Below are 20,407 nucleotides of genomic sequence, written 5' to 3' on the forward strand. Positions count from 1 at the left end.
CGGACCTGCGCGCCTGACAGCTATGCCCTTCCGGCCCGGCCCAGCTTGTAGCCTTCCTCAAGGCACTTTACGTTCAGCGGAATCAGCTTCGCCTTCCGGACGAACTCGTGCTTGGTCATTTCGACCACGGCGTCAAACGGCACCAGCCCGGTTGCACCGACGTAGGCGCCGAGCATGACCATATTCGCCGCTTTGCCGGAGCCCGCGTCAATGGCGATCTGGTTGGCCGGCACTTCGACCACGACCAGGTCCTTCCGGTCCGGCCTCACCGTGATGAGCGACGTGTTCACTATCGAGAACCCGTCCGGCTGCTGGCTCGGGCAGAACCGCTCAAGCGAGGGCCGGTTCATTACGACCGTGTCGCGCGGGTTCGAGACGATCGGTGATGCAATCGGCTCGTCGCCGATGATCACCGTGCAGTTGGCCGTGCCGCCCCGCATCTCCGGTCCGTACGACGGCAGCCAGACCACTTCCTTGCCCAGTTCCATGCCGACCTCCGCGAACAGCTTGCCCGCGAGCATCACTCCCTGTCCGCCGAATCCGGCGAACACTGTCTCAACCTGCATGGGCTCCCCCTTCCGGCTTGGAGTCTGGGGCTTGAGGCGCGGGGCCGGCCGTCTCATCATCGTACCGCTTGAAGTTCTGTATCGGGTAATATGGCACCATGTTCTCTTCCAGCCACTTGGTGGCCTCGAACGGTGTCTTTCCCCAGTTGGTCGGGCAGGTGGAGAGTACCTCGACGAACGTGAAGCATTTGTTGTCGCGCTGCAGCTCGAAGGCGGTCTTCAGGACTCGCCGTGCCTTCACGACGTGCTGCGGAGTGTGGACCGCGACGCGCTCGATGAAGCCCGGTGTGCGCAGGCTGGCCAAGAGCTCGCACATTCGCACCGGGTAGCCAACGTCTTTGACATCCCTGCCCTTGGGACTGGTGGTCGTCACCTGTCCCGGCATCGTGGTCGGCGCCATCTGGCCGCCGGTCATGCCGTAGATGGCGTTGTTGACGAATACCACAGTGAACTTCTCGCCGCGATTGGCGGCGTGGATTATTTCGGCCATGCCGATTGACGCAAGGTCGCCGTCGCCCTGGTAAGTGAAGGTGATGAGGTCGGGTCGCGCCCGCTTGATGCCGGTGGCAAGGGCCGGAGCCCGGCCATGGGCGGCCTGCTGGAAATCCATGTTGAAGTAGTTGAATGCCAGCACCGAGCACCCGACCGGAGCGATGCCCACGGTCCGCTCGCGCAGCGTCAGTTCGTCAATTACCTCGGCGATAAGCCGGTGAATGATGCCGTGAGTGCAGCCCGGGCAGTAGTGGGTTACGGCCGTGGACAGGGACTCAGGTCCTTTGAACAGGGTCTTCACGATTTGCCTCCTTTGGAGGTTCGGGCTCCCTCATTCGTCAGTCGTCGTTCGGCACTCGACGTTCCACTGAGCCGGGACTTGACTGCGTGGACTACTTCCTCCGGGGACGGCACCATGCCGCCCGACCGGCCGAAGAAGTACACCGGTTTCTCGTGCCCCATCGCGCAGTGCACGTCCTCGACCATCTGGCCCATCGACATCTCAACCGACAGCAGGAACTCGGCTTTGTGTCCCAACTCCAGCACCTTTGCGTCCGGGAACGGGAAGAGTGATATCGGCCGCAACAGGGCCGCCGTGATTCCCTGAGACGCCAGTTGCGCGATGGCAGTCTTGCAGATGCGGGCGGTCGTACCGTAGGCCACCAGCAAGACCCGGTACGGTTTGTCGGTGTTAAACTCCTCGAAACGTACTTCCTCGCGCCGCATCATCTCATACTTCTCGGCGAGCACGTTGTTGAGCCTCTCCTCGGCTACCGGGTCGAGGTACAGCGAATTCACCACGTTGGGTTTGCGGCCCTTGGCGCCCGTCGTGGCCCAGTCCTTGGGCGGCAGGGGCGGGAACTTCGGTTCCTTGAACTCAACCGGCTCCATCATCTGGCCGATCATGCCGTCGCCGATGACGATGACCGGGTTGCGATAACGGTCCGCCCGGTCGAACGCAAGCGGCATCAGGTCGACTGCCTCCTGCACCGAGGACGGGGCCAGCACCAGGCACCGGTAGTCGCCGTGTCCGCCGCCCTTCACGGCCTGAAAGTAGTCGCCCTGCGACGGTAGAATGCCACCGAGGCCCGGTCCGGTCCGGACAATGTTCACAAACACCGCCGGCAGCTCGGCCGCGGCGATGTAGCTGATTCCCTCCATCATCAGGCTGATGCCCGGGCTGGACGACGTCGTCCACGCCCGCGCGCTGGCGCCGGCCGCGCCGTAGACCATGTTCGCGACCGCCACTTCGCTCTCAGCCTGCAGGAACGCGCCGCCGACCTCAGGCATCCGACGCGAAAGATACTCGGCCACCTCCGACTGCGGGGTCAGCGGGTAGCAGAAATAGACCAGCCCGCCGGCCCGAATCGCGGATTCGGCAATCGCCTCATTGCCCTTCATCAGCACCTTAGCCATTGACTTGCTCCTTCTGTGCCGTTTCTTCCTGTTCGATGGTTATTGCCACGTCCGGGCACATGAACGCGCAGAAACGGCAGCCGATGCAGGCCTGCGGGTTTGCGGCGCTGGCATAGAAATAGCCCTTGTCGTTTATCTCCTTGGACATCGCCAGCACCTGTTTAGGACAGGTGTTGACGCAGAGCGCGCAACCCTTGCATCGGTTCTTCTCGATTGTCACCCTGTTAACCTTGGCCATAATACTCCAATCTGCGAATGAAAGTCATCATCCGGCGTCTGCTGGTCCTTCTTTCGGGACTTCTGCATTCTGGTTTCTGGATTCTGAATTCTGCATTGTCTGGATTCTTACTGGACCCGGTATTTCCCTATCCAGTTCGTCGGTTCCCACGGCTTCAGCATTAGACGGTCGAGGACCATGACCGTGTATCCGCATTTATCTGCGTCAAACCGTTCGAGCATGGTGCGCTGGACCGCCACGAAAGCGATGCGGGCGCCGGTCTTCTGCGCAAGCGCCTCAGCCAGGGTAATCCCTTCTTCAATCACCGCCGGCGTGGTTTCATCCACCAGGTGTGAGTTCACGACGATGCGGTCAACATTGATGTGGGACGCAGCACCGATGCCGGCCATCATCTGCTCTGCCGTCTCGACCGTGGCGGTGAACGGCCGACGCGAGTTCAACACAAAGAGAGCCGAGTAATCCTCGGGTCGCATCCCTTCGGCAACCGAGGCCATCACCCTCGCTCCTGCCGGGTCTCCGCCAAGGTCGAGAACGACCAAGGGTGTCGTTCGTTCGTCCTTCGTCCATCGTCCTTCGTCATTCGGACTTCGAGTTTCAATCGTCATTCGGGTTTCGGGCTTCGAGCTTGGCCCTTCGATCGCTCCTTTGACCTCGGGCACAATGATGGGCAGGTCGGCGTTCACCAGCGCGCCGGCCGGGATGAGCACCTCAATGCCCTGACTCCGAAGCTGGTCCCTCACCTCGCGGCTGCGGAAATACAGGTTCACGATGTCGAGGTCGGCGACCGACACCCTACGCCCCAGCCCGCGCATCCGCAGTGAGAAATTGACCGCGACCTCGGTCTTACCCGACCCGAATCCGCCGCAAAAGACGTTCACACGTCGCAGCTCATTCAGGAACTTGTCCGGGTGGAACCAATCCGCGCCAGATTGGCGCAAACAAACGGCCTCGCCGGCGTCAGCAACCCGCGAACATGGTGAATTCATGGAGCTAAGAGGATACAGCCATTAGAGGCTGTGGTCAATTCTGCCGGGCGTCTCTGCGTCACGCGCCCAGCAGATGTGGAATTCCCGTTCGGTCGGGTACAGTTCTTGACATCCCTGCGCGCTTGCGTAGCATTCCGGCAAACAACACCGAATGGGAGGCCCACATGCCACGAAAGGGACGGACCTCTATCAACTGGACCGTCGTACTGACGACGCTCATCACCGTGACCGGAACGGTCGCAGTTGCGCTCATCAATACCCGTCAGACGCGAGCACAGGAGTCCAGCGCACTCAAGAGCTACAATTCTGCGGCAAGCGCGAATCCGGGCCAGCCTCCGGACTCCGCGCTCGACACCACCACGGTTGCGGTCCAGCCATCACCCATCGGCAGGGTCTTCGGGGGCAAGGTCCGACTGATCAAGGTGGCGGACTTGAGGAGCAGACTAGGGGTTGTGAAGACACCCTAACCACCTTCTGTTCCTGCACGCAGCGACGACCCAAGGCATCCGCCCCAAGTACGCGTCGCGGGCTGACAGTTGGTGTCAGTCGGCCTGCGTCCCTCCCTGGACCCCTAACTCTCGTCCCTCATCCCTCTCCTCGGTTGACTCGACGCCCGGAAGTTCTAAAATCGGTTCGTGGACGAGTTTGGCCTGAGTCTCACGGGCCGCCATCAGAGTTGCCTCCGAATGGAGTCCGGCCGGGGGCTGGCTAAACGCGACCCGACAGGAGGAAATCGTGAATGACAATACCGGTAAGAACGAGCGCACGTGGACCGAGCATGTTGAAGTCGCTGGCTCCGAACTGGTCGACCGAGTCAAGGAGCTGGTGAAGGCCGGCAACGTCCGGAAAGTGATTCTGAGAACGCCCGACAACAAGTTGCTGCTGGAGATACCGCTTACCGCCGGCGCGGTCGCCGGCGGAGTCGTCGTGCTGGTTGCGCCGGTGCTAGCAGCGCTGGGAGCGATGGCCGCGCTGCTGGCCAAGGTGAAGGTCGAAGTAGTCAGGACCGACCGAGTCGACGACTAGCAACTCGCCGCCAGCGACCCTGACCCACCGGCTGCCGAAGAGCTTACCGCCGGCTCACGCCTAGTCGCCCGGATGAACTCCGGTCAGAACGACGCCAGGCATTACCTGCTTGATGCGACGTGTTTCTACGCTCTCAGCACGGATTCGGAGAAGCGACTGGCGCTGGGGCGAGCTGCGAGCAGCATGACGACCACCATCCTGGCGGTGGCCGAGCTGGCGTGTGTCGGTGATACCGCTGACGATTTCATGCGCCGGAAGGCGGCCATGCGGGCACTGACCGCAGTCTGCCCGAGCGTCATCGCCGAGTCACCCGACGACATCGTTGCCGGAGCATTCGGAAGGCCGAACCTCTACCGCCTCCCTTTCGCGCCACTGGATATCGACCGGGTGTTCGAGCTTGCCTCTTCGCGCGACGAGGCCATCCGTGGCGTGAAGGATCCGATGAGCGGCAAGCGCCTTCGGCTGAATCCAGCCGGCTGCCGGGCATGGAAGTCCGAAATCGCCGACCGCTACCGAAAGGCGCTCATGCTCGGCAACAGGTATGCCAGCGACTTCCTGCGCAACGACAACCCCGAGGCAGTGGCGCCCGCTACGCCCGACGCCATTGATGTCCAGGCTCAAGACCGGTTCATGAGTCTCTTCTGCGTCGCGATCCGGTCCGGTCTTCTGGCGGAGTGCGAAGTCAAGTTCAGAAGCAGTCTTGTTGCGCTCGCCGCCGAGTTCGTCCCGCTCCTGTCCGAGCGGTACAACGGGAAGCTGGAGCCGTACATCAGCATGGACATTGCCTACAGGCGGTCGCTGGCAGCCGGGCAGGAACCCGAAACAGACGCGGTGTTTGGCCTGGAGAACTTCCTGTACCTGGATGCGCTTGATGACAGCTACACGTTCGTGACCGCAGAGGATAGGTGGCTTGAGCCGGGACACGGCGCCTTGCCCGGCAGAGTGAAGTCGCTCGACGAAGTTACCTCGTCTTGACCTCCGTCCCGCGAGACCCAAAATTCCGCCATACGAGATTCTGCGCACTGCCATGAAAGGACTTGAGCCGAACCGAAGGCGGGTTGCCTGATGACCATTCGCCGGACACTTGAGCTTCCGACCGGCGTCTGCCGGGCCTTCGCGTTCACGGTGTTTCTGCCGGCTTGACGCGGCAGCGGCTTTGGCTAGACTGGCCTCACGATGAGAGCGTCCCGCGCGAAGTTCAAGATGCAGGTGGCAAGAAGCAAGATTCAAGATGGTGGACGACGGACCTCTGTGGGGCCGCACCTTGCGTCTTGCATTTTGCCCCCTGCACAGACTTTCGTTGTGCTTCTGGCCATTTCAGTATTCATACCTCTGCCCTTGTTTGCCGCAGTTCCTCTCCCCTCTTCGCCGTCGTGGACATCCAGCGACAATGACTATTCAACCGGTGGCGCGTTTGCGGACCTGAACGGGGACGGGTGGATTGACTTCATCACATCGAACGGCAACGACGAGGCTGTGGACCACAACGGCGTATACATGAACAACCACGGGACGATTGAGGCAGTCGCATCCTGGCGCTCTGCCGATAGCGGCTACTTCGGGCACTGCTACGTGGGAGACGTGAACAATGACGGTCTGCCGGACCTCGCGGTCGCCTTCCTGGGTAAGAGCGACACCGGGGAATTGACTGCTCGCATCTATCGCAACGATGGCGGCACCCTGGGACCTGCACCGTGGTGGAAGGCACATGACAAGCACTCTTCTTTCGACTGCTGTCTGGGTGACGTTGACCTCGACGGACGGCTGGACCTTGCCATCAGCGCCGGCGACGCCTACACGAGCGAGACCGACTCGGTCCGTATCTACCACAACAACGGCACGACTTTCGACACGCTGCCGTTCTGGACCGCGCACGATGGTACTCCATCCGACGCGGTTCGGTTCTGCGATATCGACAACGACGGCGACCTTGACCTTTTCGTGGGTCAGCACGGCAAGGTTTCCATGTACCGGAACAACGCGGGCACGCTGAGCCAGACTCCCACCTGGGTGGCTCACAGCGGCGTCGGCTGGGTCCTGCGTCTTGCCCTGGCCGACTACGACAATGATGGTTATCCCGACCTTGCCGTGGCCTGCAATGGCCAAATCGGTGACTCGAACTGCATCAAGGTGTTCCACAACAACTCCGGCACGCTCGACACCATTGCTTCGTTCACGATGCTCCGGGCGAACACGTATTCATCCTGCGTGGCGTGGGCCGACGTGAACGGCGACCAGTACCTCGACCTAACGGGCGGCGGCTGGTGGGAACCGGCGGTCGTGTTTGAGAATCACGCCGGGGAGCTGGACACGACGCCGACATGGTCTTGGGCGCCCGCGAACCACAGCGATCTCGTGTGTGAGGCAGAGGCATGGGGCGACGTGACTAACCGACACCTCGCCTCGGTCGCAGAATCATTCGACGGTGACGGGCAGCGGAAGCTGTTCAATCTGCATCGCCGTCCCATCCAGTTCATCGATAGCGTCAGCGTCGGCGCCGTGCGCTTACCTGCGGCCGGGTTCTGTTCAGACCCGCTGCTTGGCTATGTCAGCATCGCCTCGGCACCGCCCTCGGGCTCAGCCAATGTTGTCTGCTTCTACCGCTTCTCGAACTACCCCGACCTTGCAGTGACGAACTGGGACCAGACCCACGGCAACTACGTGTTCCTGAATACAGCGTCGGGCGGAGTCGCAAACCAGCCGACGCCGCTTGCCGCCTCGCGATTCAAAGCATGGCCCAACCCCGCTTCAGGTATCATGAGGATTGCGGCTATCGGAACGTCGCCCACATCCGGCAGCATGGTGACAGTGTGCGACGCGGCAGGACGCATCCGATGTGTCCTCAGTGACCGTGAAGGCGTGTGGTCGTGGGATGGCCGGGACAGCAAAGGCAGGCCGGTCGAACCCGGCGTCTACTTCGCGAAGCCAGGCCCGGCCGGCCCGACACTGAAACTCGTCCGGGTTTCACAGCGCTGAGGCCCTGAGTAGTAGGTGGCAGCCACAAGAGTGTCCGGAGAACAACTCTCCAGGCTTGCGAGCTATGGCAGCCTGCACTTGCTGGACGAGGTCGGCTCGACCAATGACTACGCGCTGGCGCTGCCGGACGAGCACGTCACCGCGGTCGTCGTGGCCAGCCGGCAGAACAAGGGCAAGGGCCGGTTCAGAAGACAATGGTTCTCGGACGACTCAAGTCTTACTGCATCGGTACGCCTCTTCACCGGCGCGCCCGACTTCGCTACTCCCCCGTTCCTGCCGCAACTGGCCGGGCTGGCGCTGACCCGCGCCGTCGCGGTGGAGTCGGGACTGGCTGCACATCTACGCTGGCCCAACGACCTTATTTACCGGGAGCAGAAGCTGGCCGGCGTCCTGTGCGAACGCAGGCGGAACGTGATCGCAATCGGCGTCGGACTGAACGTCAATCAGGAATCGTTCCCGCCTGACCTGCCGGACGCCGCGTCCCTGAGGATGAACACGAACTGCCAGTGGGACAGGTTCATCCTGCTTGAGGGTTTTCTCCGCGAGTTGTTCGCAGGTCTTGAGCGGGCACGCAAGGGCGAGTCAGCTCAGCTGCTGGCAGAGATCAAGGAACGCTCATCTGTCATGCACCGCCGCGTGGAAATCCAGACCCTCTTGCGCAAGCACGTCGGAACCGTGATTGACCTCGATTCCGACGGCAGAATAGTGCTGCGAACCGATTCTGGAAGGCTGGTAGTGATCGGGGCCGGGGACGCGCGCCGGGTTAGATGATTCTCACTAGTCTGGTCGGTAATTCCAACACGCGGTTCGTCTGGTTCCGCGGCAGTCGTGTCGCACGCATGCTCGTCATGCCGACGTCGGCGGTGCGCCGGGGCCTGCTGCCGAGGACCGGCCCGGTATCCGGGGTGGCGCTGGCATCCGTCGTGCCATCAGTGACGCGACGCGTCTGGAGCAACCTGCGCGCGGCAACCGGAATGGAACCGTTTGTCGTCGGCTCAAGAACCAGGACCGGGCTTACGTTCCACTACCGCCGGGACCAGCTTGGTGCCGACCGCGTGTGTGCATGTGTCGGAGCGCACGGCCGCTTTCCGCGCCAGGATCTGATTGTCTTCGACTTCGGCACCGCGACGACGGTAAACGTGGTGATGCGTGAAGGCACGTTTGCCGGAGGTGCGATATTGCCCGGCATACGCATGAGTCTCGATGCCCTGGCCGCCGGTACTGCCGGACTCCCCAGTCTGACGCCGGGCAGAAGCACCAACCCGGTTCAACACAATACAAGAGCTGCGGTTCAGGCCGGCGTCGGCGCTCTCTTCGTCGGTGGCGTAGAGAACATCATCGACCGCGCAGAGCGCGACCTCAAGCGCTCTTTCCTGGTCGTATCGACCGGAGGCGCGGCCGCTGTCGCTCGGCGCTACACGACGCGGATCGGAACTATCAGACCAAACCTGGCCAGCGAAGGGTTGGCTGGAATCTGGTATCTCAACCGTGGTACCTGAGTAAGTCATGATGCAGAAGAGCCTGGTCCTTGGCATCGAAACCAGCGGCACCGCGACCGGCGTTGCGCTGGCTTCAGGCGGCAAGGTGCTGGCGGAATTGACAGAAGGTTCAGGTTGCGGTCACAACGAAGTGCTGCTGCCGCTGCTTGACCGGTTGTTCAAGAGTACTGCAACCGACGTGAGAGAGCTGTCCGGAGTCGGCGTTGACACGGGCCCCGGCATGTTCACGTCCCTGCGGGTCGGCACGAGTACGGCCAAGGGTCTCGCGGTGGCGCTCCGGGTTCCAACCGCGGGTGTCAGTTCACTCTGGGCGCTGGCCCGCACGGCTCGACCGGGCTCGGAAGAGGTACTGTCGCTGATTGATGCCCGCAAGCACCAATTCTATGCGGCACTGTATCTGCGGGGCCAGCCGGCAATTCCTCCGTCACTACGGAGCGCAGAACAGCTCGTCGCGGAGTTGAGTTCGAAGCGAACGGGAGATTCCGACCTTGTCGTCGCCGGGAACGGCGCGGGCATATGCGCGGAGCTGCTTGAGGCCGGCGGTGTTCACGTCAGATTGGCTGGCATTGAGTATCCATCGCCGGGAGTGATTGCGCTGGAAGCCGGGGAGCGTATCCGGAAGGGGTTGGCCGATGACGCGACGGCAATCGAACCGGTCTATCTGCGCCGCACCGACGCCGAGTTGATCCGGGAAAAGAAACTCAGTCCCGGCCGCTAGCCTTCGCTTCGGCCGCGGAGGCGCCGCCTGCTGGAAAATGGCGGAGGCGTGTAGGAATCGAACCTACCGGTCCACTTGTCGCAGACCATACGGATTTGAAGTCCGCCAGGCACACCAGCGCCCATACACCTCCGTCAATTGCTGCCCCCACGATACTCAAACCTCACCGTTCTGTCAAACCAACCAGGACCAGCCGCGGACTACACCAGCCGCGCGCCGTTTATCACCAGTTCGAACCGGCACTTGAGGAAAGCCGCGGCCCGACGGGAGATGATCATTCGTGAGAGGAAGATCTCGAAATACTCCATCACTGATGAGACACTAGTGTCGACGGTGAGGTTGAATGTTATGCTGCGCTCATCGCTGCGGACGGTCAGGGCAGAATGTTTCGCCGCATAGTTTACGCGGTCGTGGATGTCGAACTTGACGAACGCCGGGTTGCGCACGCGGCTCTTATGCACATCGGCCTTGTCCGCCAGTATCAGCGCGGCGGAAACATCCGATACGGGGTTGCCGCTCTTCTCGTCGTGGTTCCCGACCGCCACCATGATCTGTGCGACTTCCCGGTAGTCCATGCCGCGCCGGAGGAGAATGTCCCTCGCCAGCAGAGCGCTGGTCCGCTCATGCCATTCACGGTTGACCACGTTGCCGATGTCGTGGAGGTAGCCGGCAACCGCGGCGAGTTCGGCTGACCGCCCATCGGCCCCGAGCGCCACCAGTATCGCGCGCGCGTTCTTGGCGACAAGACGCGCGTGCCGGGGACCGTGCTCCGTGTAACCGAGTACCGCGAGCTGCTGATCGGCCTCAGCCACGAGCACAACCACCTCCGGGTCCTTTACTATGTCCTTGAAATTCAGCACGGCCTGTCCGGTCACGTCAGGGATGACATCCAACTCGGACGCTTGAACGTGAAATCACCCGCAGTGCCTGACAAAGCACGGAGCGGGTGATTCCGAGATTCTGGCTCAGACCTTGTCGGGCGCAAGATCGCCGGCAACCAACGCCTGCTTGAGGTACTCCATGTAGTCCTTCAGCAGAAACTCGTCACCGACCATGCCGTTCTTCCAGCCGACGGCTATCTCGTTGGCGCCGAAGGTCTTGTCGAGTACAATCCAGAGTTTTGAGCCGCCCTCGTAGTTCTTGTCGAAAACGACGACGCCGCTGGTAGTTGGGTTGTCGCCACAGACGGAATACATCTCTCCTGCCTTGTCGCCGTCATAGTCCCAGACCTCCGGTCCTTTGACCGGGCGCTTGTACATCAAATACTCAATCAGGTTATTACATAACTGTATCACCAGCGCGTGGTCTTCACCTTGGGCGCCACCAGCGACGTGGTTCGTCAGGGGGATGTGCAGGCATGTTCCGGTCTCGCCTCGACCCTCTCCGTAGAAGATGCGACCGCCATCGAGGACTCGGCTCAGGTCTCGTTTATAATGGTACAGCACTCTCGTATCATTCTAGGCGTTTGGAGCTCTCTGTCAAGCAGCACCCACTCACAGCTTTCCTTCACTGTGCCGACGGCCAAGAACGTCAAGCATGTCGCGCGTCATGGCCTCCAGGTCGTAGGCGGGCCTCCAGCCCCACTCCTCCCGAGCCGCGGTGTCATCGAGTGACATCGGCCAGGAATCGGCAATCTGCTGCCGGAAATCCGGCTGGTACGTGCACGTGAACTCCGGAATGTGCTTTTTGATGGCTGCCGCCAGCTCGCCTGCCGAAAAACTCATGGCACCGACGTTGAAGTCGCAGTGGTGCTTCAGCTTCTCCCCATCGGCCTCAGCCAAATCAATGGTCGACTTGATGCAGTCCGGCATGTACATCATCGGCAAACGGGTATCTTCGCGCACGAAGCAGGTGTAGCGCTTGTTCTTTACGGCCTCATAGTAAATCGCGACTGCGTAGTCGGTCGTCCCGCCACCCGGCAACGTCTCGTGCGATATTATGCCCGGGTAGCGGAGCCCGCGGCAGTCAAGCCCGTACTTGCGGAAGTAGTAGTCGCCGAGCAGTTCACCCGCAACCTTGGTTACGCCGTACATTGTCCTCGGTTTGAGAATTGTGTCATTGGGTGTCCGGTCTCTGGGGGTTTCCGGACCGAATGCGGCGATTGAGCTGGGGACGATTACCCGAGCCATGCTGAATTCGCGCGCCACCTCCAGTACCGTATACAGACCTTCCATGTTCACGTACCACGCCATTTGCGGGTTCTGTTCGCCGGCCACGGAGAGGACGGCAGCCATGTGGTAGATAGTGTCGATGTTGTGCTTCTTCACAACCTCGGCGACGGTCTCACGTTTGTTGACGTCGATGAAGTAGAAAGGGCCGGAGTTCTTCAGGGCGTCCGAAGGCGGGGTCTTGCGTCCGGTCGCCACCACGTTATCCGCACCGTATTTCTTGCGCAGTTCAAGCGTCAACTCCGAGCCGATCTGGCCGACCGCGCCGGTCACGAGGATGCGCTTCATCTCTTTGGTCTTCATGCAGGAAACTCCTTTGTGCTCTTTGCGGCTTTCGTCGGGTTGCCAATATAGCGTCGAGGACGACAAAGTCAAATCAGAGCCAAATCAGAGCCGTCGCTGCCGCCTGTCGGTCTGGACATCGGCGAGTCCACAGCTATACTGGGCCAGTCGGGAACAATGGTGAGTGTAGCTCAATTGGTCAGAGTACCTGACTGTGGCTCAGGATGTTGTGGGTTCGATTCCCATCACTCACCCTTGATGCATCCGGCACGCAGGCAACGATTGCACTCGCGCTGGAATCTGCTAAACTGCAGCCGGAACTTAAGGCGAGCCAGCGCGTGCGCCCGTAGCTCAACTGGACAGAGCGCCGGGCTTCGAACCCGTAGGTTGCGCGTTCGAGTCGCGCCGGGCGCGGTGACAATTGTATTCCAGGCACGTCATGAGAGCTTGGGGCGTGGCCTGGCGTGAGATGTGTGCCCCGCTAGCTCAACCTGGCAGAGCAACGGATTCTTAATCCGTGGGTTGCAAGTTCAATTCTTGCGCGGGGTACTTGTCTTTTGTCCCGACTCAAACAGGAAGGTTCCTCGATGGATGAAGCAACGCCGAGGCAGTTTGACATTGACCCGCGACTGACGGCACGGTGGCAGTCTCTTGTGGACATCTTGTACGTTAGCCAGGTCACCTTCCTCTACATATTCTCCGCCATCTACCCAATCGTAGGGATTGTCTTCGGCGCACTGTTCCTGGCGGGCAGCCTCTCCGCCGGCGGCAAGAAGGTAGGCAGGGTGTGCCTAATCCTCGGCATCATCAATACCGTCCTGGTGATCGTCTTCCTTTCCGTGTTCATGGCACTGGGGCTGGCCGGGGCACTGTCGGGAATCGGCAAAGGCTAAAAGTATGCCAGCTATCATCTGTCTGCTCATAGCAGTGGGCGCTTCTTACGTTCGTGTCGCCACCAAGGCAGTCTCACCGACCATCGAATCGCAACAAGTCTGGGTCTTCTTCACCGACAAGGGCGTCTACAACGAGACCCAGTATGACGCGGCCCTCAGTGCCGTTTCCCGCTCCGCCGCTGGGCAGTCCCCTGCCGGCGCGCATGCGCGACCCGACTTCAACGACATCCCGGTACGCGAGTACTACATCCGCGAGATTGAAAACCTGGGTGGCCGCCTGCGCACGGTCTCCAATTGGCTGGACGCGGCCAGCTTCGACATGACGCCTGATCTTGCGCAACAGGTCTATGCCCTGCCCTTCGTCTACGACATCAAGCCGGTCATTTCACGGACCACTACCGACGCCGGCCCCTTTCCACTTGGGCGAGTCTCGAGCACAAGCAAGTACCGGTCGACCGACACCGCCGATGCCCGTCGTTTCTACGGACCATCCTACGACCAGGCTCAATTGATGGGCGTACCGGACCTGTTCTTCCGCGGCTACTTCGGCTCGAATGTGAAACTGGCGCTGTTCGATACCGGTATCAAGCTCACCAACCGAGCGATAGCTCACGCCCACATCTATAAGCAGCATGATTTCATATCCGGAGACAACTGCTACGTCGCCCGTGCCACTAGCTCGTGGCAGCCTGCCGCGGTCGACAGTGTCCGTTTTCTCGGGTTCGCCCGCGGGTTGACCATGAGCACGGTTCACGCCCAATCGGGCTCCCGGGATACGCTGGTTGCAGCCTTCTGCTCTGACAGCTTCGCCTACGGCTACAATCCGCCGAGCCGGGCGCTTTTTGCCGACTTCTCGATCGACGGCGGAGTTACCTGGAGCAAGCCTTCAGCGATCGTCACGTCCGCGCCCTTCAACACGACCTTTGAGAACCTGACCATGGCCGGCCGTGGCCAGGTCACCTATCTTGCCTACAACGACCTGAACGCTGCCGCGCCCAGTCCCTCGGTCACGCGCGTCTATCTCGGCTACTTTATTGGCACCAACTGGCACGGAACGCCCGTGCTGGTCGATTCCGGCCGGTATCCGGTTGCGACGGTGGGGTCGGATACTCTCTACGTCGCGTACGTCAGGTCCGATTCCTACGTCGTGCTCCAGAGGGCGTTGGTTGTGCAGCCGGAACCGGATTCGATGCAAACTACGACGTTCGGAGCCGGAGAAGTGCTGGCCGGGCTTCAACTGGAGGTCGGTGCGACCGGCGATGTCGACATCTTCGCTACCGGCTTGAAGAGTGGGCGTGTGTCCCAGTATCGGTCCACCGATGGTGGCAGGAGCTTCTCGAAGCTGGCCGACCTGGTTACGGCAAGTGCCGCCGGTACGAGATTGCTGAGAACCGGCCAGCGGAGCCTGCTTATGTATGAAGACCAGTCGGGCAACCCATTCGCTCGACTGGCAACGTTACTTTCCAGCGACAACGGTCTGCATTGGACCACCGGTGGAACCGTGGCCGACTCCGTGTTTTCAATTGGGAGCTTTGACGCCGTCAGTGACACGGACTCGTCGGTGACGGTCATCTACGAGACCGGGGGATTACTGTACCGGACCAAGTCATCCGATTTCGGCGCGAACTGGTCAGGAACAACACTGATTGATACGACCGGCTTCAACTCGACTCCGACCTTGACTCAGGCCGAGGGAGGCCCGCTGGTGCTCTGGTTCAAGAACGGTGACGACAGCGCGGTCTGGCAGGCCGGAGATACAGCCAAGTTCTCGAAGGAACAGCCCTACCACGGCACGCAAATGGCCTCGCTCATCACGGGGTTCCAGCAGGGTGGCGTAATCGGCGTTGCCCCGGGCGTTCAGTTGCTTCTAGCCAAGACCGAGCTGTACAAGGTCAGCAGCGGCCGTCTCTACGAGTATACCATGGAAGAAGACGCCTACGTCCAGGCACTGGAGTGGGCCGACCGGATGGGCGCGGACGTCATCTCAACGTCACTTGGATACCGCGGTTGGTACGCAGACAATCAGTTCGATGGCAAGACTGCCCCGATTTCGATTGCCGCCTCGATTGCTGCGAAACGCGGCCTGCTCATCGTCACGGCCATGGGGAACCGCACCATCGATTCGACCGACTATCCTTGGCCGGTACCGTTCATAACCGCACCCGGCGATGCCGACGGCGTGATTACCGCGGGTGGAATTGAGAAGAATCTGCTTCCCTGGCGAGGCACGGGCACCGGGCCGACCTCAGACGGCAGAGTCAAACCCGATCTCGTCGCGCTTTCTGATACGGTAGCGGTCGTCTCGGTCGACTCCGAAGACTATCTCGAAGGCGCCGCCGGTACCTCCTGCGCCACGGCGCTGATTGCCGGCGCATGCGCTCTGCTCAAGGAAGCCCATCCCCGATGGACCGCCGACTCAGTCAAAGCGGTGCTGTTTGCCACCGCCACGCACCTGGCCTCGGCGAAGAGCGATACCTTCGGATACGGAGTTCCGCGCGTCGATTCGGCATACAGGCTCTTCCCGCCTGAGAGCATAGCTGACGTCCCTAACGACCAGATCGGCACGGTCTTTCCCAATCCATTTGTGCCGGCGTCTCAGCCAAAGGTCTACTTCGAACTCGACCTCACTCGACCCGCAACGGAGGCCCGGATCCGCATCTTCTCCGCGTCGGGTGTTCTGGTCGACACCATCACGCTGAACACGGCTGTCATGACTCGTCCGGGAAGGTACGGTGAGAAAGGCGATGTCGCCACACTTGAGCAGATCGGCTCATTTTGGGACGGAAAGAACCAGGCGGGCAAGCCTGCCGCCGCAGGCCTGTACCTGGCAGTGCTGGAGACTACGTTCGGCCGCGGGGTCGCGAAGTTCGCGCTCGTCCGTTAGCCTTGACTTAGCGGCGAACAGGGATAACATACCACCTAGCCCAATTCCAGCGTAGCTCAACTGGTAGAGCATCCGGCTGTTAACCGGAGGGTCACAGGTTCGAGTCCTGTCGCTGGAGCTTAGAGCAGAACCGGCCGCGAGGCCGGTTCTGCTTTAGAGACGCGTTCCGACTAGTTGATCACGACTGCCTTGCTCGACACCGACCTGCCATCCGCGGTCAGGCGGTAGAAATAGGTGCCCTTCGCGACCGTCCGGCCCGCATTGTTAGTGCGATCCCAGACTGCGATCCGGTCACCCGGCGCGACCTGACCATTCACGAGTGTCCTAGCCAGCATCCCGGCAGCATCGTACACGCCCAGAGTCACGTGGCCGGGGCCAGCAACCGCATAGCTGATGCGCGCTTGTCCGCGGACGAGGCTCGGGCTTGCTCCGTACAAGATGAATGTCGGTTTCGTTGATTCCTGTACGCCGGGGCCGGTTATCGTAACGTTGGCCCGCATGGTATCATTGGCGCGGTTCGAGTCGTTGCTGAGCGCGGTAAACATCGTTACCGTGTATTGCGCGCCCGAGGGGCCGCTGGTCCACGAGGTAACGAAGGTGTGCTTGACGGAAGCGTAGGGCGCAAGAGGGCCAGGCACCGTTTCGGTCGCAGAGTAAACTCTGGTGCCTGACGAGTCAATCCAGCAGGTCATGGGGATGTTTGACTCGGCATTGAGGCCGACGTTCCTGACGGTTCCGGCCGGCTTGACCGAGCCCCGGTTCATGTTGGCTGGCGGCTCGCTAATCGCGGTCAATGTCACATCGTGGGACAAAGGCGGCACCCATGATGCTACGTTGAGTTCGGTGAGGTAAGTCGGGGCCTGGCAGTCGGAGCCGTAGGCGACATAGACGACACCGTGGTCTACGTTCGTCATGTGCCACCCGCTTGACGTCGGCCTCGACGCCGCCGTGGTCCACGCGTTTGCCGTAATGTGGTAGGTGTAGACCAGGCTGTCGGCAGCGGTCGTGCCGTCAGCCGAGCCACCGATAACGTATATGACGCTGTCGCCATATGCGGTCGCAGTCGAATAAGTGCGCGCGCCGGGCATAGCCGCCTTCTGGGTCCACGAGTTCGCGGTGGGGTCGAAGCACCAGCAGTCACTCATGGCCGTACCGCTCGCATCTGACCCGCCCATCACGTAGACGAGTCCGTTCGCACCCGCGGCGCACGCCCACCCCCGACCGACCGAAAGCGTCGCTTTCGTGTACCATGAATCAACGGCCGGGTTGTATTCGTAGGTCGAGCCGGTCGAACCTTCATTCCCGATTATGTACAGCTTGTTCCCGGCCACGGCGCTGGCGACTGCCCAGTACGCCGCCGGCATGTTCGCCTTCGCGGCAAAGGTCTTGGCGTCCAGGTCAAACGCTTCACAGGTGTTCAGGATGTTGCTCGACGAGTCCTTTCCGCCGGCGACGTAAATCTTGTTGCCGATCAGGCCGCCGCCGCCGGTGCGTCTCGGGGTCGTCAGCGATGGGAGACCGGTTGTGATCCATTGATCGTTGACGATGTCATAGGCAGTCATCGACCGCGTCGCCGCCTGCGCCGACATTCTGCCGCCAAGGAACCAGATCGTGTCTCGGTAGACACCCGAGCCCGGGCACCAGTACCGCCCTGGTGACGGAGCTGCCGTCGAATCCACCCACACCAGGTCCAGGACTGCGGCCATGCTTGGCCCGGAGTTGGCATGGTCCGAGCTCGGTACGCCGTCCGATAGGTTGCTGCTGGCCGGAGCGCGGTCGCTGGCCGCGACCAGTGCTGGACGCGTCAGAGTGCCGGGACGGCAGGTACCCAACGACACGCCTACGGCCGCGGTCTGCGTCGCTAAGGAGAGCCCGACGATAATCACCAGGCTCAGTATCGTAGCAATGATTCTCACATTTTCCTCCTCGGTTCTCTGGACCGCCTGAGTAGACGGGATGCAGTATCGTACATCCCTGATGGTTCTACGTTGCGTCAGTCTACCGCTCGCGTCCGGCAAGTCAAGCGAACATAGCCCTTGACTCGGATCCACGCAGGCGGAACCAGATCCCGGCGCCCCACGTAAGCAGAACCGGCCCGAGGGCCGGTTCTGCTTAAGAGACGCGTCCGTCTAGTTGATCACGACCGCCTTGCTCGACACCGACCTGCCGCCAACGGTGAGACGATAGAAGTAGGTGCCTTTCGCAACTGTACGGCCTGAGTTGTCGGCACGATTCCAGACGGCGCTTCGCTCACCCGGCGCGACCTCGCTATTCACAAGCATCCGAACGAGCCTGCCGGTCGCATCATACACACCAAGACTTACGTAGCCGGGTCCGCTCACGGAATAGCTGATGCGCGACTGGCCACGGATGAGGCTCGGGCTTGCTCCATACAGGATGAACGTCGGCTTTGTTGATTCCTGTACGCCGGGGCCGGTTATTGTCACGCTCCGCCACATGGTGTCGTTGGCCTGATTCGAGTCGTTGCTGAGCGCAGTGAACATCGTTACCGTGTAGTGTGCTCCCGAAGGACCGCTGGTCCAACTGGTGGGGAATGTGTCGTTAGCGGAAGCGCCGGAAGCAACCGGCCCGGCTAACGTATCGACCGCGGAGTAGACTCGGGTCCCGGCTGAGTCAATCCAGCAAGTCACCGGAATGCTCGACTCGGGGTTGAGGCCCAGATTCTTGACTACGCCGATGGGCTTGACCGAACCATGATTCATGCTGGCCTGTGGCGCGATCATTCCGGACAGCTTGACGTCGTGTGACACCGGCGGGGCGAATGATATGCGGTAGTAGAGCTCGTTCGGCGTGTACCAGTCACCGTACTCGTCACCTGCCATCACATAGAGCTCCTCGGTCGACGGGCGGGCGACCATGAAGTTGCAGCGGGCCAGGGCCGCGGGGTAGTTGGGTGTGACTGCGGTAATGCTCTCCGTTGACGTGCTGTACTTCCAGAGATGGTTGGTCACGCTCGTCGCACTGACGAAGCCGCCCAGCCAGTACACGTTGCCGTTCATCGCGGCAGTCGCGCCGTTGAAGACGACTTCGGTTGGAGTCGGACCCGCTGTCCAAGTGATCTTGGTCGGGTCAGAGTCATTGATGACGCCCCGGTAAAGGTTGGGCCAGCAGTTGGGGTAAACTGAAAGGCCTTGGACCATGAAGATAGTATCGCCGACTATCGCGGCGCTACCCATGGAGGACACCAGTGGGAGGGCCGTGCCGGTCTTCCATGAATCGGTGGCCACGTCGTAGATGTCAACGTAGGCAAAACCCGACGTTCCATCGCTACCACCCATTACGTAGATTAGAGAGTCGCGCCACACGACCTCCTGGTCAGCAAGACCAATGCGAGGCCGAGCGGCATTCGTGCTCCAGGAGTTCGCGACCGGGTCGAAACACTCATTAGTGGCGATGGCCGCGCTTGAGTTGTCGTGGCCACCAATCACGTAGATCTTGTCCCTGCAGTAACAGGCATTGATCCAACCTCGCGCAGTCGGCATCGGGGCCTTTGTGGCCCAAGTGTCAGCATGCGGGTCAAACTCCTGACAGAGAGTCAGATATGTGCCGGTGTTGCCGGCGGGGTTGCCGCCAATCATGTAGATCTTGTCGTTGGATGGGTCATAGACGATGGCATGTGCCAGGCGATCGACCGAATCCGGCGGCTTCGGGATCGACTCCCATGTCGACGAGGGAAGATAATCCCCGAGTCGCGTGTCGCCGTGCAGGTCAATGGACAGTGAAGACCTGAGGCCGTCGAAAACCTCAGACTGGCGAAGCGTAGGACTGAAGGCGCCGGTATTGGACGGCGCGTTCAGGGCAACGGTCTGCGCCGCCAAGGAGAGCCCGGCGACAAGCATCAGGCTCAAGATCGTAGAACCTACTCTCACATGTAACTCCTTCGTTTGGTGACTACTTGAGTACGTTGGGAATGTGAAATCATGCATCTCTAACACGGTCAGTCTAGCTTTCGAGCTCAGTATGTCAAGCACACGGCATCAGGAACGACCGGTGCCATGTCAGCGTCGGGCATGGCTCCCAAGCCTCCGGCCAAGGTTGTTGACTATCGGAGAACCATCGGTTCTCTTGCTCATGATCTCAACCCCGAATATGTAGCATAGAGGGAGCGTGGCATCAATGCTGTTGAAAATCGGGGCTATTGCAGGTGAAAGGTGCATGCAGACGGACGTAAGCTGTCATCCGGCGTTGGATCGCGTCGACGGTGCTGAGTCCGGAGACGACTTCCCGTAGGCTTCCGTGCAT

Annotated in this window: 19 protein-coding genes and 5 tRNA genes; 13 read left to right on the plus strand and 11 right to left on the minus strand. The window is 61.0% G+C overall.

Annotated elements, in window-relative coordinates:
• Nucleotides 1-20: 20 nt before the first annotated feature.
• The 5 genes from VMH22_02440 to VMH22_02460 all read right to left on the minus strand — a co-directional run bounded on the left by VMH22_02440 (nt 21) and on the right by VMH22_02460 (nt 3,698).
• Nucleotides 21-566: a 2-oxoacid:acceptor oxidoreductase family protein gene (locus tag VMH22_02440; GenBank protein ID HTW90549.1), complete on the minus strand. Its 546-nt coding sequence runs from the start codon at nt 564-566 to the stop codon at nt 21-23.
• On the minus strand, nt 556-1,359 hold the full coding sequence (locus VMH22_02445; GenBank protein ID HTW90550.1) for a thiamine pyrophosphate-dependent enzyme: 804 nt from the start codon (nt 1,357-1,359) through the stop codon (nt 556-558). Before VMH22_02445 ends, VMH22_02440 begins: the two co-directional genes overlap by 11 nt.
• Nucleotides 1,356-2,474 carry a 3-methyl-2-oxobutanoate dehydrogenase subunit VorB gene (locus VMH22_02450; GenBank protein ID HTW90551.1) on the minus strand — a complete coding sequence of 373 codons (1,119 nt, stop codon included), beginning with the start codon at nt 2,472-2,474 and terminating at the stop codon, nt 1,356-1,358. Before VMH22_02450 ends, VMH22_02445 begins: the two co-directional genes overlap by 4 nt.
• Nucleotides 2,467-2,712 (minus strand): 4Fe-4S dicluster domain-containing protein, encoded by a 246-nt coding sequence (locus VMH22_02455; protein ID HTW90552.1) that lies wholly within the window; start codon nt 2,710-2,712, stop codon nt 2,467-2,469. The genes VMH22_02450 and VMH22_02455 overlap by 8 nt, the downstream gene beginning before the upstream one ends.
• Before the next feature lie 107 nt (nt 2,713-2,819).
• Nucleotides 2,820-3,698 carry a hypothetical protein gene (locus tag VMH22_02460; GenBank protein HTW90553.1) on the minus strand — a complete coding sequence of 293 codons (879 nt, stop codon included), beginning with the start codon at nt 3,696-3,698 and terminating at the stop codon, nt 2,820-2,822.
• Nucleotides 3,699-3,862: 164 nt separating this feature from the next.
• Between VMH22_02460 and VMH22_02465 the strand changes: the two genes are divergently transcribed.
• The 7 genes from VMH22_02465 to tsaB all read left to right on the plus strand — a co-directional run bounded on the left by VMH22_02465 (nt 3,863) and on the right by tsaB (nt 9,917).
• Complete coding sequence (locus tag VMH22_02465; GenBank protein HTW90554.1) at nt 3,863-4,165, plus strand: hypothetical protein; 303 nt, start codon at nt 3,863-3,865, stop codon at nt 4,163-4,165.
• Nucleotides 4,166-4,433: 268 nt separating this feature from the next.
• Nucleotides 4,434-4,724: a DUF4342 domain-containing protein gene (locus tag VMH22_02470; GenBank protein ID HTW90555.1), complete on the plus strand. Its 291-nt coding sequence runs from the start codon at nt 4,434-4,436 to the stop codon at nt 4,722-4,724.
• Nucleotides 4,725-4,796: 72 nt separating this feature from the next.
• A complete protein-coding gene (locus VMH22_02475) occupies nt 4,797-5,699 on the plus strand; it encodes a hypothetical protein (GenBank protein ID HTW90556.1) in 903 nt (300 codons plus the stop codon).
• Between the two features lie 327 nt (nt 5,700-6,026).
• Entirely contained in the window at nt 6,027-7,700 is a 1,674-nt protein-coding gene (locus VMH22_02480) for a VCBS repeat-containing protein (protein ID HTW90557.1), read from the plus strand.
• A gap of 15 nt (nt 7,701-7,715) precedes the next feature.
• A complete protein-coding gene (locus VMH22_02485) occupies nt 7,716-8,471 on the plus strand; it encodes a biotin--[acetyl-CoA-carboxylase] ligase (protein HTW90558.1) in 756 nt (251 codons plus the stop codon).
• On the plus strand, nt 8,468-9,199 hold the full coding sequence (locus VMH22_02490; GenBank protein ID HTW90559.1) for a type III pantothenate kinase: 732 nt from the start codon (nt 8,468-8,470) through the stop codon (nt 9,197-9,199). The genes VMH22_02485 and VMH22_02490 overlap by 4 nt, the downstream gene beginning before the upstream one ends.
• 7 nt (nt 9,200-9,206) lie before the next feature.
• Complete coding sequence (gene tsaB, locus VMH22_02495; GenBank protein ID HTW90560.1) at nt 9,207-9,917, plus strand: tRNA (adenosine(37)-N6)-threonylcarbamoyltransferase complex dimerization subunit type 1 TsaB; 711 nt, start codon at nt 9,207-9,209, stop codon at nt 9,915-9,917.
• Between the two features lie 38 nt (nt 9,918-9,955).
• Here tsaB and VMH22_02500 read toward each other — a convergent pair.
• The 4 genes from VMH22_02500 to VMH22_02515 all read right to left on the minus strand — a co-directional run bounded on the left by VMH22_02500 (nt 9,956) and on the right by VMH22_02515 (nt 12,373).
• A tRNA-Sec gene (locus tag VMH22_02500) sits at nt 9,956-10,050 on the minus strand.
• Nucleotides 10,051-10,117: 67 nt separating this feature from the next.
• A complete protein-coding gene (locus VMH22_02505; protein HTW90561.1) occupies nt 10,118-10,810 on the minus strand; it encodes an HD domain-containing protein in 693 nt (230 codons plus the stop codon).
• 72 nt (nt 10,811-10,882) lie between these two features.
• Nucleotides 10,883-11,362 (minus strand): hypothetical protein, encoded by a 480-nt coding sequence (locus tag VMH22_02510; GenBank protein ID HTW90562.1) that lies wholly within the window; start codon nt 11,360-11,362, stop codon nt 10,883-10,885.
• Between the two features lie 48 nt (nt 11,363-11,410).
• Nucleotides 11,411-12,373, minus strand: a complete 963-nt coding sequence (locus VMH22_02515) for an NAD-dependent epimerase/dehydratase family protein (GenBank protein ID HTW90563.1) — start codon at nt 12,371-12,373, stop codon at nt 11,411-11,413.
• 174 nt (nt 12,374-12,547) lie between these two features.
• On the opposite strand from VMH22_02515, the gene VMH22_02520 reads away from it, so the two are divergent.
• The 6 genes from VMH22_02520 (at nt 12,548) to VMH22_02545 (ending at nt 16,262) form a co-directional block, all read left to right on the plus strand.
• Nucleotides 12,548-12,621 (plus strand) — tRNA-His (locus tag VMH22_02520).
• Between the two features lie 86 nt (nt 12,622-12,707).
• Nucleotides 12,708-12,781: transfer RNA gene (locus tag VMH22_02525), tRNA-Arg, on the plus strand.
• Nucleotides 12,782-12,842: 61 nt separating this feature from the next.
• Nucleotides 12,843-12,916: transfer RNA gene (locus VMH22_02530), tRNA-Lys, on the plus strand.
• A gap of 38 nt (nt 12,917-12,954) precedes the next feature.
• Nucleotides 12,955-13,260, plus strand: a complete 306-nt coding sequence (locus tag VMH22_02535) for a hypothetical protein (GenBank protein HTW90564.1) — start codon at nt 12,955-12,957, stop codon at nt 13,258-13,260.
• 4 nt (nt 13,261-13,264) lie between these two features.
• Nucleotides 13,265-16,144 carry a S8 family serine peptidase gene (locus tag VMH22_02540; GenBank protein HTW90565.1) on the plus strand — a complete coding sequence of 960 codons (2,880 nt, stop codon included), beginning with the start codon at nt 13,265-13,267 and terminating at the stop codon, nt 16,142-16,144.
• A gap of 45 nt (nt 16,145-16,189) precedes the next feature.
• Nucleotides 16,190-16,262 (plus strand) — tRNA-Asn (locus VMH22_02545).
• Between the two features lie 52 nt (nt 16,263-16,314).
• Here VMH22_02545 and VMH22_02550 read toward each other — a convergent pair.
• Together VMH22_02550 and VMH22_02555 are read right to left on the minus strand one after the other, a co-directional pair.
• On the minus strand, nt 16,315-18,060 hold the full coding sequence (locus tag VMH22_02550; GenBank protein HTW90566.1) for a kelch repeat-containing protein: 1,746 nt from the start codon (nt 18,058-18,060) through the stop codon (nt 16,315-16,317).
• 213 nt (nt 18,061-18,273) lie between these two features.
• On the minus strand, nt 18,274-20,034 hold the full coding sequence (locus VMH22_02555; protein ID HTW90567.1) for a hypothetical protein: 1,761 nt from the start codon (nt 20,032-20,034) through the stop codon (nt 18,274-18,276).
• Nucleotides 20,035-20,407: the final 373 nt, after the last annotated feature.

It is taken from the genome of bacterium, from assembly GCA_035505375.1.
Classification (GTDB): Bacteria; Hydrothermota; Tepidihabitantia; order Tepidihabitantales; family Tepidihabitantaceae; genus UBA2258.